This window comes from Priestia sp. BR_2 (genome assembly GCF_041954005.1).
Lineage (GTDB): Bacteria > Bacillota > Bacilli > Paenibacillales > Paenibacillaceae > Paenibacillus_AQ > Paenibacillus_AQ lautus_A.
The window spans coordinates 105,047-120,656 of sequence record NZ_JAVFHM010000193.1; the positions used below are offsets into that span (position 1 = coordinate 105,047).

The 15,610-nt window shown below is 50.2% G+C and carries 11 protein-coding genes; all 11 read right to left on the reverse strand.

The window, feature by feature from the left end; translation table 11 throughout:
- Window positions 1–78: 78 nt before the first annotated feature.
- On the reverse strand, window positions 79–1,614 hold the full coding sequence (locus RB298_RS13825) for a glycoside hydrolase family 43 protein (protein ID WP_486047366.1): 1,536 nt from the start codon (window positions 1,612–1,614) through the stop codon (window positions 79–81).
- A gap of 288 nt (window positions 1,615–1,902) precedes the next feature.
- On the reverse strand, window positions 1,903–3,525 hold the full coding sequence (locus RB298_RS13830; RefSeq protein WP_486047367.1) for a response regulator: 1,623 nt from the start codon (window positions 3,523–3,525) through the stop codon (window positions 1,903–1,905).
- Window positions 3,518–5,278, reverse strand: a complete 1,761-nt coding sequence (locus RB298_RS13835; RefSeq protein WP_486047368.1) for a sensor histidine kinase — start codon at window positions 5,276–5,278, stop codon at window positions 3,518–3,520. Before RB298_RS13835 ends, RB298_RS13830 begins: the two co-directional genes overlap by 8 nt.
- An 87-nt stretch (window positions 5,279–5,365) precedes the next feature.
- Window positions 5,366–7,018, reverse strand: coding sequence for an extracellular solute-binding protein (locus tag RB298_RS13840; RefSeq protein ID WP_374705879.1), 1,653 nt, complete (start codon window positions 7,016–7,018; stop codon window positions 5,366–5,368).
- A gap of 196 nt (window positions 7,019–7,214) precedes the next feature.
- A complete protein-coding gene (locus tag RB298_RS13845; protein ID WP_486047369.1) occupies window positions 7,215–8,159 on the reverse strand; it encodes a carbohydrate ABC transporter permease in 945 nt (314 codons plus the stop codon).
- A 15-nt stretch (window positions 8,160–8,174) separates the two neighbouring features.
- Window positions 8,175–9,092 carry a carbohydrate ABC transporter permease gene (locus RB298_RS13850; RefSeq protein ID WP_096773854.1) on the reverse strand — a complete coding sequence of 306 codons (918 nt, stop codon included), beginning with the start codon at window positions 9,090–9,092 and terminating at the stop codon, window positions 8,175–8,177.
- On the reverse strand, window positions 9,089–11,647 hold the full coding sequence (locus RB298_RS13855) for a DUF5696 domain-containing protein (RefSeq protein WP_486047370.1): 2,559 nt from the start codon (window positions 11,645–11,647) through the stop codon (window positions 9,089–9,091). The genes RB298_RS13850 and RB298_RS13855 overlap by 4 nt, the downstream gene beginning before the upstream one ends.
- A 12-nt stretch (window positions 11,648–11,659) precedes the next feature.
- A complete protein-coding gene (locus RB298_RS13860; protein WP_096773856.1) occupies window positions 11,660–12,286 on the reverse strand; it encodes a Yip1 family protein in 627 nt (208 codons plus the stop codon).
- Entirely contained in the window at window positions 12,283–13,743 is a 1,461-nt protein-coding gene (locus RB298_RS13865; protein ID WP_096773857.1) for a hypothetical protein, read from the reverse strand. The genes RB298_RS13860 and RB298_RS13865 overlap by 4 nt, the downstream gene beginning before the upstream one ends.
- Window positions 13,744–13,761: 18 nt before the next feature.
- Window positions 13,762–14,625, reverse strand: coding sequence for a carbohydrate ABC transporter permease (locus RB298_RS13870; protein WP_175495229.1), 864 nt, complete (start codon window positions 14,623–14,625; stop codon window positions 13,762–13,764).
- A gap of 14 nt (window positions 14,626–14,639) precedes the next feature.
- Entirely contained in the window at window positions 14,640–15,593 is a 954-nt protein-coding gene (locus tag RB298_RS13875) for a carbohydrate ABC transporter permease (protein WP_192571771.1), read from the reverse strand.
- Window positions 15,594–15,610 lie beyond the last annotated feature (17 nt).

Sequence of the window (15,610 nt, forward strand, 5' to 3'; positions counted from 1 at the left end):
CTAAAAAAGGCGCTGCTTTTTTCGAGAGCGCCTTTTTAGATTGCAATCATGTTATTAACGAACAGGCAATATCAGCAATCAATGATGAAATTTCCATGCCTCGAAATCAAATAGCCTCTGATCCCGCTGCCCGGTAAATACGAAGTAAAGATGATGGATGCCGGATGCGCCCGAAACCTCTATGGAGAATTCCCTACGCTGTTCCGTACCGGATGAAGGCGGTACGTCCACCGTGCCGATCCGTTCTCCATCCGGACGATCCAGCCGAAGCTCCAGCCGCCCTCCCGCATCTATACCCGAGACCCAAGCCGTAAACGCAGATGCTCCTTTCCCGAAATCAGCATTGGCCACAGCGATCCAATCCTTGTCATGGATGTCCGTGACCGTCAGTATCGGGCCGCCCTGCGAGTCCTCAGCAGCCGTAGACGTATCGACTTGAATTCCGGCATTCCATGCCATCGTTACCGCCTCCGTTCGTTGGAAAGGATTGAGCGGCTGGATCCCTTTCACGCCTTCCATGTCAGCTTCAATCTCCCTGATGGTACCCTCCGGCTCGAAATAAACCCGGTTCAGATGGGTGGAGCGATAGCCTTTGGGAACCCCCATGGATTTCGACAACGTTTGGGCGTGATAGGCAATATACCAGTTTTGTCGGAGCTGAAAGATGACGTGATGATTATTCCCTCCGACCCCGAAGAAATGCCCTGGATTTTTCAAAATAGTCCCTTGATACGTCCAGGGTCCCATCGGATGCTCGCTGACCATATAAGCGATCTCGCCTGGAGGAGGACTGTTCTCCGGCCGCGTTCCTCCGGAGAAATTGGAACAGTACGTATAGTAATACCTTCCACCAAACTTGTTGATTCCTGAATCCTCGAACATATAAGGAGCCGGAATCGTGACGGCTTCTCCAAGCACGCTGACCATATCTTCGCCAAGCTGCATGACGCGTGCCGTATCCGGCATTTCGGCTTTGCCTTCCGGAACGCCGCCGCCAAAGTAGATATAGGCTTTCCCGTCATCGTCAACGAGCACGGCGGGATCAAACAACCACGTGACTCCTTCCACGCCAGGCGTGTTTCTTGTGATCAGCGGCTTTCCTATAGGATCTATCCACGGGCCAACGGGGCTGTCGCTCGTCAGTACACCGATGCCGCTGGCATTGTTGGCAAAATAGAGGAAGAATCGATCTTCCCCGTGAATCACCTTGTGCGCGGCCGCTGGTGCCCATGATTGCGTTGCCCATGCGGCAGCGCCGGTCGGTCCCGCGACCTGGATTGCGCCGTGATCGGTCCAATTGACCAAATCCGAAGAAGAGATGACGGACAGCTTGTTGATCGTGCTGTAGCTGTTGTCCTTGACGTTCCCGTCACCGTCATACTCTAGTGCGTCATACGTGTTATATAAATATACACGTCCGTCTACTGCCAGAGCATAGGGATCCGCGCCGAATTTATGCGAGACGACCGGATTCCCATTCGGAGGAATCTTGCCGATCGCGACCGCGTACGGCTCGCTGCGGGTGCTGTCCGCATCCCGAATCGTATCCTTGCCGCTGCTGCCCTGGTCCATCATTTCAGTTCCCGCCTTGCCTGCTTTGATTTCATCACTCATCTTGTCACTCAACTCCTGGTTTAACAGTTTTGGATCGTCTTGGCCACGATTCGCAAGGTTTGCAAAGACAAACATTATGCAAACGAACGCGAATACGGTAGATATGACCAGTAACGGCTTTACGGGCTTCATCCCTGAACACGCCCTCCTCCATCGTTACTTGGCGACCTGTCATTCCCATTACGGGTCGACATTCCGGAAGTGGTCGTAAAAAGTGTACCTCTTGCTAAGCAAGGCAACAACCCGACATTCCATCTGAAAACACCGGACTAATGGTAGGTGGCCGGCCTAATTCACGAGATTGTCCCGGTACTCCTGAGGCGTTAACCCCGTCGCCTTTTTGAAGAAGCGGGTGAAGGAATGGGCGGCATCGTATCCGACAAGAGGAGCCACGTCCCTTACTTTCAAATCCCCTTCCTTAAGCAGCTCCTTGGCTCTTCGTATTCGGCATTTTTCGATATATTCGGAGATGTTGATTCCCCGTTCTTGCTTAAACAAGCGCGATAGATAGGACGGATTGAAATAATAGCGTTCGGCAAGATGCACAAGGGTCACGTCCTGATCCAAATGCTCCTCGATATATTGACATACCCGATCAATGACATGCGCCGTTTTGCCTCGCTCATCCATTCGTTTGAAAGCGAAGATGTCTTCGGCCGTTCGCCTCAAATACCGAAAAGCTTCCTTCATGGAATCATGGCCTTCCAAGTCCAGCAGCTTTCCCCGTTCACCGGTCGGATCCTGAAGACCTAGCCGGGTCAGCTTCGCATACAACACCAGCGCAATAGAATAATAAGCTTGGGCAGCGTGCTGATGAAGATCGTCCACGGTCAGCACGAATTCCGACATCTGCTCCAATTCTTCCATAAATTCATTTTCCCTTCCGGCCTCCAAATGTGCTTCCAAGATGTCCGCCTTATGGCTCGCCTCCACTCCTTCCTTGCAGTGCGGCGATTTGTCAGAGTCGGTTTGATCCTTGAAAATCATCGGAATTCCGTCGCCCAGCTTTAGCTGCTGCAGCCTTCGCAGCCGTTCATACTGTGGTGTCACATCCTCCCACCGGCACGGGAAGCCGCTTATGGTGAACGATACGGTAAGTTCAAGAGAATCAAGGCAGGCTTCCTGGATGAGTTCAAGCGTACCCTCCAAATAAAGAACCAGACGATCCCCGGTTGGGTTCTCGGACCGCGGCTGGAGCAGCCATAATAAATCCCCGTGTTTGTCCACGACGCCGATGCTGCGGACATGCTCCTCCATAAAAGAATTCCATATCCATCTTACCGATCGATGGCCATTTTTCTTTTCTGCATATGCTTTGCCTGCTGAATACGCTACGCGGCCAAGCGCTAACAGTACAGGGAATTTCGGATTCAGCCCAATGTTCAAGGTTTGGAAATCGTCAATCATCGCTTCGTTATCCGCTCCAAGCAAGCTGCTGTCCGCTACGAATTGCCGGAAGTACTCCCCCTGCTCCATCCACTCCAGCGCTTCGATCTGCATGCGAGATTGCTTAAGCCATTCTTTCATGCGGTTGCCGCTCTCGATTTCATGGATAACTTCCTTCACGACCTCCATGACCTTATCGAAACCTTCCGTCTTCAACAAATAGCGAATATTGGGCATCTGGATCGCTTGATAAGCGTAATCGAAATTACTGTACCCGGTCAGAAAGATAATTCTGCACCTTGGCCAGAGAGCGCGGATGCTCTCCGTCAATTCCAATCCGCTCATGCCCGGCATGCGTATGTCCGTCAGAACGATGTCGATTCTCGTGCGCGATATCCAATTCAGCGCTTCCTTGCCGGAGTAGGCCCGGCAAACATCAAGCTTTTCGGGCATCCATTGATGAAATACTTCGAACAAACTGTTCGTAATTATCTCTTCATCGTCGACGACCAGCAATCTATACATGTCCATTCCCCTCCGTCAGCCTGATTCGAATCTGGACCCTCAATCCATTCAATGGACTTCTTGAAAGAACTAATCCGCTGCTTTCCCCGTACGTTAAAGCAATTCGCCGATGGATGTTGATAAGGCCCGTCACTTCAGGGGATTCAGGGGATTTAACGGATTCGGACGTCCGTTCAAGCCGCCTGTTTAGCGCTTCGATTTCGTTATCCGTCAGCCCGTTCCCATTTTCTTCAATCACGATGGAGGCTTCGTCATTATCCAAATGAAACGCTACATGCAGCAAACCTTCATCCTGCATTTTTTCGAGACTGTGCTCATAGGCGTTTTCGATAATAGGCTGAATGATCAATCGCGGCACCTTGATGGTCTCCATTTCCTTCGGCAGCTCCCCGAATTGAACGCGGATCCGCCTTGAGAATCTGAGCTTTTGAATCTCGGTATAAATGCGGGAATGCCTTGTCTCTTCCAGCAATGGAACGTTGTCCGCATCATTGCGGGTAATGAATCGAAAATATTCTCCAAGCATGTTCGTGAACAACTCGATTTGCGCGACATCCCCCGTTTTGGCCAGGGAACTCAAGATGAAGAAGCTATTATATAAAAAGTGGGGATTGATCTGGGATTGGAGCTGTTTCAGCTCCGCCCTTTGCATCATGAGCTTATGCCTGAAATCCTGATCAATCAAATGCTGCAGCTTGATAAGCATATGATTGAATCGATCGTATAAATAGCCGAACTCATCCCTTTGTCCATGCCTGATCCGGATATTAAACATGCCATCTTCCATTTTCCTGAAGCTTTGGACAAGCAGGAGCAGCGGTTTATGAACCAGCTTGTATGTCGATACGGCATAGATGGCGATGGCTAAGAGCGTCGTGCCTGCAAACAGCCAGGCCCAGACATAAAATTTACTTAGCGGCCGCTTCACCACCTCGGTAGGCAAGTAGGTGAACACGGATAATTTCAGCTTGTCGGAATACGCCTTATCGATCAGATACCTGCCTGTACCGATCGTAATCATTTGGCGATTCGCATTTGGGATGGCCTGCATGGCCCCTCCCATTAAACGATCCGCCTCTTCATGGCTGGCCAGAGCAAATCCGGACGGCTCGGAAACGATAAAAGCCCCGCTTTCCGGATATACGCTGATTTGCATCAGGGATTCCCTGAGTTTGCTCGGATCCAGTTCGATCTGAACGATCAGGAACGGCTCTTCCCCTTTTCTAGCTCCGTATTTAGCCGCTACAAGATGGAGCGTATCGTCGATCTGCAAGAGTCTCGCATTGCCGCGCGCCTTTCCTACTTGGACATTGTTATACCGTCTCGAGTCGAATGGGTTCATCCCGGTCATGGCTGAAATCGTTTTATCCATGCCGCGGATATGAACGAATACGTCTTTTATGTAGACACTGCTGTTTTTGATGGAGACCAGTCGAGGCAGCAAATAATGGAGGCTTGCTTTTCTATCGACCGTGCTCATCATCTCCCATGTCAGCGCCATTTTGTTGAGTTCCCCGTCCTGCAAAATATCGTATTGCTGAATTTCCAACCATTCGATTTCCCGGTTCAACCCGTCCAGGTAAGCCGAAAGTTGCGCTTGCGAATTTTTGGATATTTCCTGGCTAGCGTATTGGTAACTCCAGTTATACAGATAAACACCGAGAATGATAAGCGGAAGAATAACGAATAGATAGGTAGCAACCAATCGAATAAAGATGGTATTACGAATGGAATTCACGGGTAACTTAAGCAATTAAACTCCTCCGATGCGTGTGAATATGCTTGATGATTAGCCGCCTGATGGCCTTTGAAGCCAATCATGCTTGCGGGGCTCATGGTTCTATGGACGGCCTTTCTTGTCCTCGTGCCATTGATTCACTTCGGCCGTAATGTCCGCGCCGCCAAGCCGATACCATTCCTCGACAAACCGGTCGAATTGGTCGACGGGTTCGCCGAGGATGATATTAACGAAGTAATCATGCTGAAGATTGTCCAGAATGTTTCTTCTTTCGATCATGGTTTCGGTCGGAGCGCCGGCAAATGCATCGAATAACAACTGATCGTTTTTCTCGTATTGGTCCAGGATACTCATCGCACCGGATGCCCCGTAGATTTTTTCCCATCCCCAGCCGGATTCGCTGTCTTCTTTCTTATCCATATATCGATCGATTCGGTCTTGTATGAATCCGGACTCACCTTGTAACTGTGACGTCGAGCCTTGTCGACGCGCTTCGGCGATTTGCCGGTAGGCTTCGAGGTTTTTATCAGCAGGGAAAGGAGTCACGGGAGATAGACCCCACACGGGCGAGGAATCGTTGTAGTAAGTCCCGTACTCGGCCGTTTTGCCCCAATTTTTTTCAAGATGCAAATTGAACATTTTCAGAATCGCTTCCGGGTGAGCGAAATCCTTTCTTACGGCGTAAAAAGAACTTGTGGTAAATTTAAGCGGAACCTTTGGCGCCTTGCCGGAGTCAGTAACAATGGGAAAAGCCTGCCACTCTGCATCCGGATCGCCGCTTCGGCTGGATTGAAACAAGAACGCTCCCCATTGCTCTCCATAGGCCATTCCGATCTTCCCATCGGCTATGAGCTGTTTTGCTTTGCTTCCGTTTTTAAAAATGAATTCACTCTCGATTTCATGGTTGCGATACATATCCTGAAGCGCTTTGAGCGCCTGTTTCACTTCGGGCTGAATGCCTCCGTATACGAGTTTGCCGCTCTCGTCTTCAAGCCATATGTTCGGGTAGGCTCCATAACCGGCCATGAATCCGGTTAAGCCCATGACGGGGTCCCACAAATATTGGGTAGCCGCTATTCCATAGGTGTCCTGTTGGCCATTTCCGTCGGGATCCTGTTCTGTAAACGCTTTCGAAATTGCCAGGACATCATCCATCGTTTGCGGAGGCAACAGTTCCAATCGGTCCAGCCAATCCGTTCGAATCCACAGAAACATCGCCTTTTCGATAGAGGAATCGGTCTCTGGTATGCCCATCAGCTTGTCACCGATTATGCCGGATTCCAGGGTGCCGCTCCCTTCCTGACGATGAACTTGCCGAGTCAAAGCTGAAGCATATTCCTCATAAGCCTGCGTCAGATCCTGGATCAGACCGGCATGACTCAATTGCCTGAGCTGCTGGGCATTGACCTTGACGATATCCGGAATGTCCCCTGAAGCCAGCATAATATCCAGCTTTTTGTGGTATTGTTCGCTTCTCACAGCCCATTTGTATTTGATTTGAATGCCAAGAACTTGTTCGTACAACTGACTCCAGCGATTGTCCTCCAGCGTTTCATCAGGCAATGCCTTCAGAATATCTTCCAAGCCGTCGCCGATTTCTCTCACAAGCGTGACTTCGATCGGCGGATGATAAACGCTTAATGACTTATCGTTGTATACGCCCTCCCCGCGTGTTTCCGGCCCCCGATTGTGGTCGATACCGCTGCTTTGGTGACAAGACGCCAGTGTTGAACCAAACAGTAAAGCGCTTAGCATGACCTTGGAGAAATTCTTTACGATGATCAGCAACAGATAACACCCTTTCCTATCGATTAATTGTATTATTATACTTTAAAGGCTCCGGCCCACAATAAACATTTTTTTACTTACTATCCCATTATTTACTTGTTGCTGCATGCAAGCAAAAACCGCCATCCCCTAGATTCGGGGTGGCGGTTTTCATGTTGAAATGTTAGCCTACGATACCGGTACGCTCGATACTTTCCACGAAGTATCGCTGGATGAACAAATAAATGACGATCAACGGAAGGATGGCCAGCAAGATGCCGGTATCCTGCACCATACTCAAATAAAAAGGGTCTGCCTTCGACGGATCGCCGCCCAGCATGATGGACAGATTGTACGGCAGCGATGAAAGCTGGGTGGACATGACCTTGCTTGAAGTCAGATACGTCGTCGTGTAGAAGCTGTCGTTCCATTGCCAGACGAAGGAGAACAACGTCGTGGTAATGACGGCAGGAATCGCGTTCGGCATCATGATGCGGGTAAAGGTGGTTCCGACGCCCGCGCCGTCGATATACGCGGCCTCCTCCACTTCTTTCGGAATGCTGCGGAAAAATTGTCGGAATATAAAAATGTACAAACCGGCTTTGAGGGAATTGGCCGTCAGCGAAGTCAGAATGAACGGCCAATAGCTGTTTAACAGATTGGCGGATTTTCCGGTTATGAGCGGGATCAAGCCCATCAGCGTAAAATCTTTCAGATTCAAGTATATAGGAATGAGAATCGTGGTTGGGGGCACCAGTATCGTCAGGATAACGCAAGCGAACATAAATTGGCTGCCCTTGAACTTCAAACGGGCAAAGCCGTATCCCGCAAGCGCGCAAGAAGCGGCTGTCAAGACCGTCGTCGTCGCCGACAGCGCAAACGTGTTGAACAGCGTTTCCCAGTAATCCATAATGCGGATGGCATCAAGGAAATTGCTCATCGTGAAATTTTCCGGAATCCATACGACGACCGGTGAATAAAGATCGGCCTTGTCTTTGACGGCCGTCGAGATTTTTTGCAGAATCGGATACAGAATGACAAAGGACAGGCCTGCGATCAATGTTAAACGTATGAAAGACCAGAGCCATCGTTTCCAATGATCGAGCGATAGCCACCGAGATACCGGCATAGTATTCACCTTCTTCTATTCATGGTAAAAGACCTTCCTGGATACCAAATATGCGCTGATTAATAGGATGATAGTAATGGCTAAGAAATAAATCCAGGCCATCGCTGAGCTAAGGCCGAAATCGAACTGAACGAAGCCCGTGGTACGGATTAACTCTGTCAGCTCATTTCGGGAGAACGAGTCGATAATCGTATAAATCATATTGACCAGGATTAGCGGGCTGACCATCGGAAACGTGATTTTCCAGAAGGCTTCGTAACCCGTTGCCCCTTCCATCTTGGACGCTTCATACAGCTGGGGAGATATCGTCTGGATGCCAGCCAGGAATATGAGAATCTGTACGCCGGATTGGCTTACAATATCATAGATACGATCCACGGCTCCCGTTAAATAGTTTACGATGGTCTCGCTTACGCCGGCTTGAAGCATTAATCGCTCGAGCTCAAAGCTTCCCAAAGCGTTGATCAGCCCTCCGGAACCGGCATTCTGATCATTGATCGCCTGAACGAGGCTGCTGCTTTCCAGGGTCAGTATGACCCCGGAAGCAAGAATGACAGGCAGGAAGAATATCGATCTGGCAAAGGAACGGCCAAGGAATTTCTGATTCAGGACAACAGCCAGAAAGAGGCTGAAAATAACGATCAAGGGCACGTTCACCACCATATTAACAATCGCTTCGGTCAGCATTCGATTAAAGCTGGTGTTGACCGTAAAGGCGGTCACATAATTTTTCATCCCCATTAGCGTAATGCCGATTCCTTCGGAATTCGCGGTTACAGTGCTAAAACTGTAGATCAGGGAAGTCAGCAAAGGGATCAGGAAGAAAAATATAAAGCCGAGAAGCCAAGGCATAACATAAGCAATGCCCCATAAAGCCTTCTGTTTCCCATAGCTCCTTTGCTTTCCCCCCAATCGCTGGGTTATGAATTTCACGGCGCTTCACCACCTGTCACATAGCTTTCGGCTTCAATGGTTAGATCGTCAATCGTCACCGGTACATGATTATAATTCACGATGACATAAACGCCGCTCTCATATATCGTCTTGAATACGCCGTCAGCCAATTCGTCATGTCCGATGATCCGATCATGGCGAACCTTTTTCAGAAAAGCATTCACTTCCTCATAGATACGGGCGGCTTCATCGATCCATATCTCGTAATTGGCGGAGAACAAGTCGTTATGCGCCGTGTCCTTTATGTTGTGATTCGGTTCATAGATCCATTGGAAGTACACGCCGGAACCGTACTCCAAACACTTCAATATATACGGTTTGGGATCGGTATACGCAGTCAGATTGTAGGGTGAGCCTGTGTAATCGATATAACCGCGGACGACCATTTGATAGAACGGGATTTCCGCGTCCTCGATTTTAAACCTGCTGCTTGTCATGGGCGCGTGGGTGATATCGGTTAAGAAAGGCAGCGCATAAGCATTTCCTCCGTTAGCCATGACCTGAAGATTGGCATCTTCAATTTTGTTCAGCGCATCCTGAGACAAATGCTCGGACTCCGTGCGGTCAATTTGGCGGTGCTTGCGAAAATCGCTATCGAGCTCGGCGGCCAGATCACTCAGCGAAACGGCATTTGCGCCGTATTTGCCATAGTCCTTTAAGAAAGCTTCCGTGTAACTACCTATAAACCGCGGCGATATGACATAGGTCGGCGAACCGGTCCGATCCCGGCGCTTCAATGCCGGATTGAATGAATAGAGCTCTGCGGGGACGCCTCGCAGCGTTCTGGCCGCCTCCTTCGTTACGTTGAACCCGGAACCGGACAATGCCGTAAGGATGGCGACATCCGGATATAGCGTTACCCCATTCTCGTTAGCATAGGATAACAGGCGCCGAAGTCCCTTCTCTCCTCCTACCTGCTGGTCAACGGAGACGCTGCCAGGTACCTCATGAGCCAGCCCCTTGTTGAACCAGCCGCTATACTTCAATTTGATGTCATGGATTCCACGCTGGCTCATGTCTGTCAGAATACTTTGCGCTTGTTCAAAGGTCGTGAGCGGCTCCAGCGCCCGATAGGGAATTCCTGCAAAATGCTTCTTCTTATAAATGCTGCCTACGAGCTCCAGATAGAACGGCATATTCTCCCCGTTCCTCTCGGCAATTGCGGGAAGACCGCCATGCTGCTCCAAATATTTTCTGTAATAGGCAGCAAGTCCTTGATAGGAAGCCGACTGCTTGCCCACGAAGGCATATCGGACCGTAAAATCGCTTCGCATCGGAGCTTCCTGAAATTTCGGAAGCGAGCGCTGCTGGCCGTTCGCATCCAGGCTTAAGTCGCCTTTGTTGATCACCGTGAACGTCGGGTAAACGTAGTTATAGCTGTTCAGTCTGCCGCTAACGTCAGCATTGATTGTCGCGGCCGGAGCCCCTTCCTCGATGATGCCGATAAATGCCCCGGCTTGACGGATGATTCCGAACACCGGCAGCCTGATTTCCTGGCTGAGTTCTGCCGTTTCGATGCGGCTCATGGTTCGGTCAGTTCCGTACACGTTCTGTTGGTAGGCTGGATACCGGGTCTTGCCGTTATTAAAATGGATCAGCGCCCCCGATCCGTCCGGAATGAAGATCGAGCCTTTTTCTTCCGTTCCCCCGGCACCGAAGAAACTCAGGAACGATATGGTGTTCACTGGATATTCAGCCGGGAAATCGATGCTGGAAACCGGGATCTTGGCGAGCAGACTGTCGCCGTCCAGCGCGTATTCAACCGAAGCATGAAATACCCGCGGTTCAGGCTTGGTCTGATCCAAATGGTTTTCCTCAATGTCGACCAGCAAATCTTCTTCGGTATACCCGGCATCCTCAAAGGCTTTAAGCGCCCGCTCCAGCTGAAGGCCTTTAAGCGCGCCGTCGGACCGGACATACATCCCCTGTTCCGCATCCTCGGTGTACGCGATTTTCAGCGTTCGCTGGCCCGTGCTGTCCAGCTTGCTTAACAGGTTCTGCTCAAAGCGCGACTTGCTGATCTTCATGGGCATGTCGTCGATTGTTTTCTTGTCCGAGCCGAACCGGTAGTTTACGCGAACGCCATTTGCGATTTCCTCCATGCCGATTTGTTTATAGGCCACGCTATCGGCATGCGAATTGACGGAGTTTATTTGTCCGAAACTATTATAAAAATCAAGCTTCAGCTGAGAGGACAACAAACTCTTGTTCACGCCTGCAGCCAGCGGATCCGACTCGCGCCCGGGAGGATTGCTGTGCCAAACTTCCCCGCTCGCTTTATGCACGACGGCGATCGCCCCCGTCTGATCGTCCGCTAGCAGCTGCAGTTGATCGTTCTCGGCGATGCCTTTCATGCCTTGGACTTTCGGATTGGCGAACGACGCCTTAAGGGTTGAATCGAGTTTAAACGTTTCGGTGAGCCTGTTGACTTGATCGCCACCTGCCTCATCGGGTCCTTTATCCGTACATCCGGCCATGATCAGCGCTGTCAGTACACTGGCAGCAAGCAGCATATATCTAGCGAAATTTCCCATTTTTCCTCCTCCTTAAGTTCTCATGACAAATTCTTGATAGATGACGGATATAAAGGCCACGATCTGTTGGACCAAGCTGAAAAACAGCAAACTGATAAAAGCCATGAACCCCATGGCGACCAGGGTTAACATCATAATTCCGATCGTTTTGGACGGGGAAAACTGATGTACGGTCATATTGCCGATAAACAGCAGATATACGAACCAAAGAACCGCAACGGAGTTGGAAAAATAATAGAAGGCGGTCTCTTGCAGCGAAACGAGATTGCTGAGCCAAATCCATGGAAATTGAATGATCACGAGCGGCAGAAGCGCAAAGCAGGTCGAAGTGAAAATTTCGACGAATTTGCCTTCTCCGTCCATCAAGGTCGTAAGCGACCAGTTGGCCACGCACCAGAACAATACCGGCACGATCACATAGACGATTTCCATGAAGCTGTTCATGGTCTCTGGATTGTACACATGGACTAGAAAACCACTGTACTGGCTCCCCAAAATGTTCGTAACGGCCACCAGGAACAATACGCAAAATGAAATGATCAACGTGAATTTTCGGTTGCGATCGTATTTCAGGTCCCAATAGCCTTCAAAGGGATGAACCATGAGATTTAGGGGGAATCGAATCCAATCCCTGCTCATGCGGAAGCCCCCTTTCTTCGTTCCTTCACTTTCCGAAGCCTTGCCGCGGCAAAAATACCGATTCCGGCTAAGAACAGCATGGTCATGATCACCGGAAAATGCTCTCTCATGACTTCTTTTCGATATAGCAGGAATGCTTTGGAATAGTTTTTTTGATCCAAACTGCGTTTAAAATGCTTCATGGCGTCCTTATAATCGCCTTGACGAAGCAAGGCTTTACCGATCCCCGCATAGGCAAAATCCAGATTGGCATTCATGGCGATCGTTCGATTAAACAACGCAAAAGCGGTTTCTTCCTCGCCACGGTAATAGCTTTTGACTGCTTCATTCAGCGTTCGACCGTATTCGGTCGTTCGGAAGACGGTGATTTCGCCAAGCGCTTTATCCAGCACAAGAAAATCCTCGCCGATTCGATCGATGGCGGCCGGCGTATGAAACTGGCCCAATTGGTTCCCCAGCCCGCCGAATACGTACATCAGATGACCGTCCCCGTTGTAAGTAAACACCCGCCCTCGCTTGCCATCGAGAACGGAGTAAATCTCGCTGTCTGTAACATCGATATCGATCAGCTTAGAAGGACCTTCGCTGCTGATGTAAAGAATGTCGCCCTGCGGGTCGGAATACCCAGTTCTTCGTAAAATGTCGCTGCCTTGCGCGTTTAGCTTCTTAATGTTGTTGCCCCACTGGTCTCCGTTAGTGGCATAGATAAATCCTTCCGAATCAATATCCAGATTCGTAAACTCCGTAGGCGTAAACATGACCATCTGGCTTCGCTGCGCTTTAGTCGAGATCTGCTTCCAGAAATATTCGATCGGATCGATATAAACGCGATTCGCGCCAATGAAAGTAGTAAACGCCCCTTCGGCGTTGAATTCCATGAACCCGTCAAACACGCCGCCAGCCATGACATAAATTCGCTGCGCATGGTCCATTACGACCCGCACGGGTTCGAATTTAAACGAATCCTGCAATAGTTCCGACTCCGGCGAATCGATGATCTTGACCAGCTGAAAATCCGCATCTAAGTGAACCACCCTCTTGTTACCCGTGTCCGCTACAAGCACATCGCCGTCATCCGTCACGAAAATCCCTAGCGGTTGAAGGAATGTATCCGGCTTGCCCTCTCTCGTAAAGGAATCCACGGTGCTTACCAGCTTTAGATCACGGTCCAGCACAACGATCCGATTGTTGCCTGAATCCAGTACGTATACGCGATTGTCGGCGGCGACGTGGAGATCGCTGGGCTCTTGGAAAGGTCCCGTCCCCAGGTCCGAGCCGCTGATCCATTCGGTCGCCACATAAGCGGCCGGCGCTGCGACGGCATCGCCCCAATAGGAATAATTGTAGGAGTCCGCGGCGCTCTCGGCGCTTACGTTCCCCGTTCCTGCGCCAACCCCCAATAAGCAGCAGATCAAGATGAGGAGAGGCGTTTTCAGTTTGCGCAAGCTATTGATCAATCTGGTCATGCCTCCTTTCTAATCCTTCATCCCTGAAGTGGCCATCGTCTGCATGACGCTGCTCTGGGAGATGATAAAGAGCGTGATGGGAACGATCATCAGGAGCAAAGCAACGGCCGCGCCGACGCCGGCTCTTGCGATTCCGCCTTCCGTGATCTGTCCCAGCGCGAAGTGTAACGTCTTCAGATGCTCGCTGTATATAAAGCTGCCGCCATCGCTGCCCCAAAGCGCCGGAAATTGCAAAATCATAAGCGTCAGCCAGGCAGGCTTCACGTTCGGCATCACAATGGACCAGTAAATCCGATACTCGCTGGCCCCGTCAATTTTGGCCGCCTCGAGCAGCGCGTCGGGAATTTGCTCCATAAACTGCTTCATCAGGAACAGCCCGAGCGGAAAAGCCAAGGAAGGCACGATGATGGAGGCATGCGTATTGATCCACCCTAGCCAAGACATGACCATATAGTTCGGGATCGCCGTTACATGGGGCGAAAACATCAGGGCGAGCACCACGATGGAGAACAGCGCTTTCGAGCCGGGAAACCGGTATTTGGCCAGCGGATAGGCTGCTGCGGACGCCAGCAGGATATGTCCGGCCGTTCCAATGATGGTGATCAATAGCGTGTTTGCGAAATAGCGCGATAAGGGTACCCAGGAATTCCCCATTAACACCATCAAGTCCAGGAAATTATCCATCGTCGGATTGTTTACGAAAAACCGTGGAGGGAAAATGAACAATTCGTCCAGCGGCTTGAATGCGTTGTTCACCGCGTAAATCAAGGGCAATGCCATGAAGGCTCCGAACAAGGCGAGCAGCGCAAACAGCAAAATGCTAACGGGCAAAGAACGGTTCAGCGTTCTCGGCAGCCGGAAATATCGAATCATTTTCGCAGCCAACGTTACTCACCTATCTTTCTCAACATTTTTTGCGTCAACTTGTTGGTTCCTACCATCAGCAGGAACAGGAACGTCGCGATGGCCGATGCGTAGCCGAGTTCAAAGCGGATCGTGCCGAAATCCATCAGATGGGTTACGATCGTGTGCGCCGCATAGTTAACGCTCGGAAACCCGGCGAGCGCGATGGAAATATCCGCGACCGCGAATGCGGTTGTAATCTGCATGACGGCCCCGAACATCAGCTGCGGCCTCATGGACGGCAGCGTAATATACCAGAGCTCCTGCCAACGATTTTTTATGCCGTCCATTGCCCCGGCTTCGATCAGTGACTTGTCGATCGTTTGCAGACCGGCGATAAAAGCCAGAAAGCTGGTGCCCAGGCTGAGCCAAAGCTGTACGATAATCACGATCCATAGAATATAGTTTTCATTCAGAAGCCATTGAATCGGTTCCAAGATAAAGCCCGCTTTCATAAGAAATCCGTTTAAATACCCGTAGCTGTCACCGGAAAAGATGATGAGCCAAATGAAATAAACGTTTCCCGATATGGAAGGCGCATAAAAGACCAGTGTCATGAACGCTCGCACTTTGGGCGACAGTTCATTGATGATCCATGCGAATACAAAGCAGGCGATATAACTGACAGGACCGGTTACGACTGCAAACATCAAGGTGTTTTTCAAGGCGATCATAAAGATATCGTCATTCAGAAATAGTCTCGAATAGTTTTGCCAACCGACGAACCTCGGAAATTCCAGCATGTTAAAGTAAAAGAAGCTTAGGGCAAAGGAAAAGACCACTGGAATAACCGTAAACAGAAAGAAAATAATCATATACGGACTCATCAGCAAATAGTAATGCTTGCTGCGTTTTAACTCATTTATGAAGGAGACCCAACGGCTGTTCCTCTGCACATTCGATTTGGGGCTCTTCACGGTTTGAATTCCTGGTTGCATCGACTACCGCACCTCCC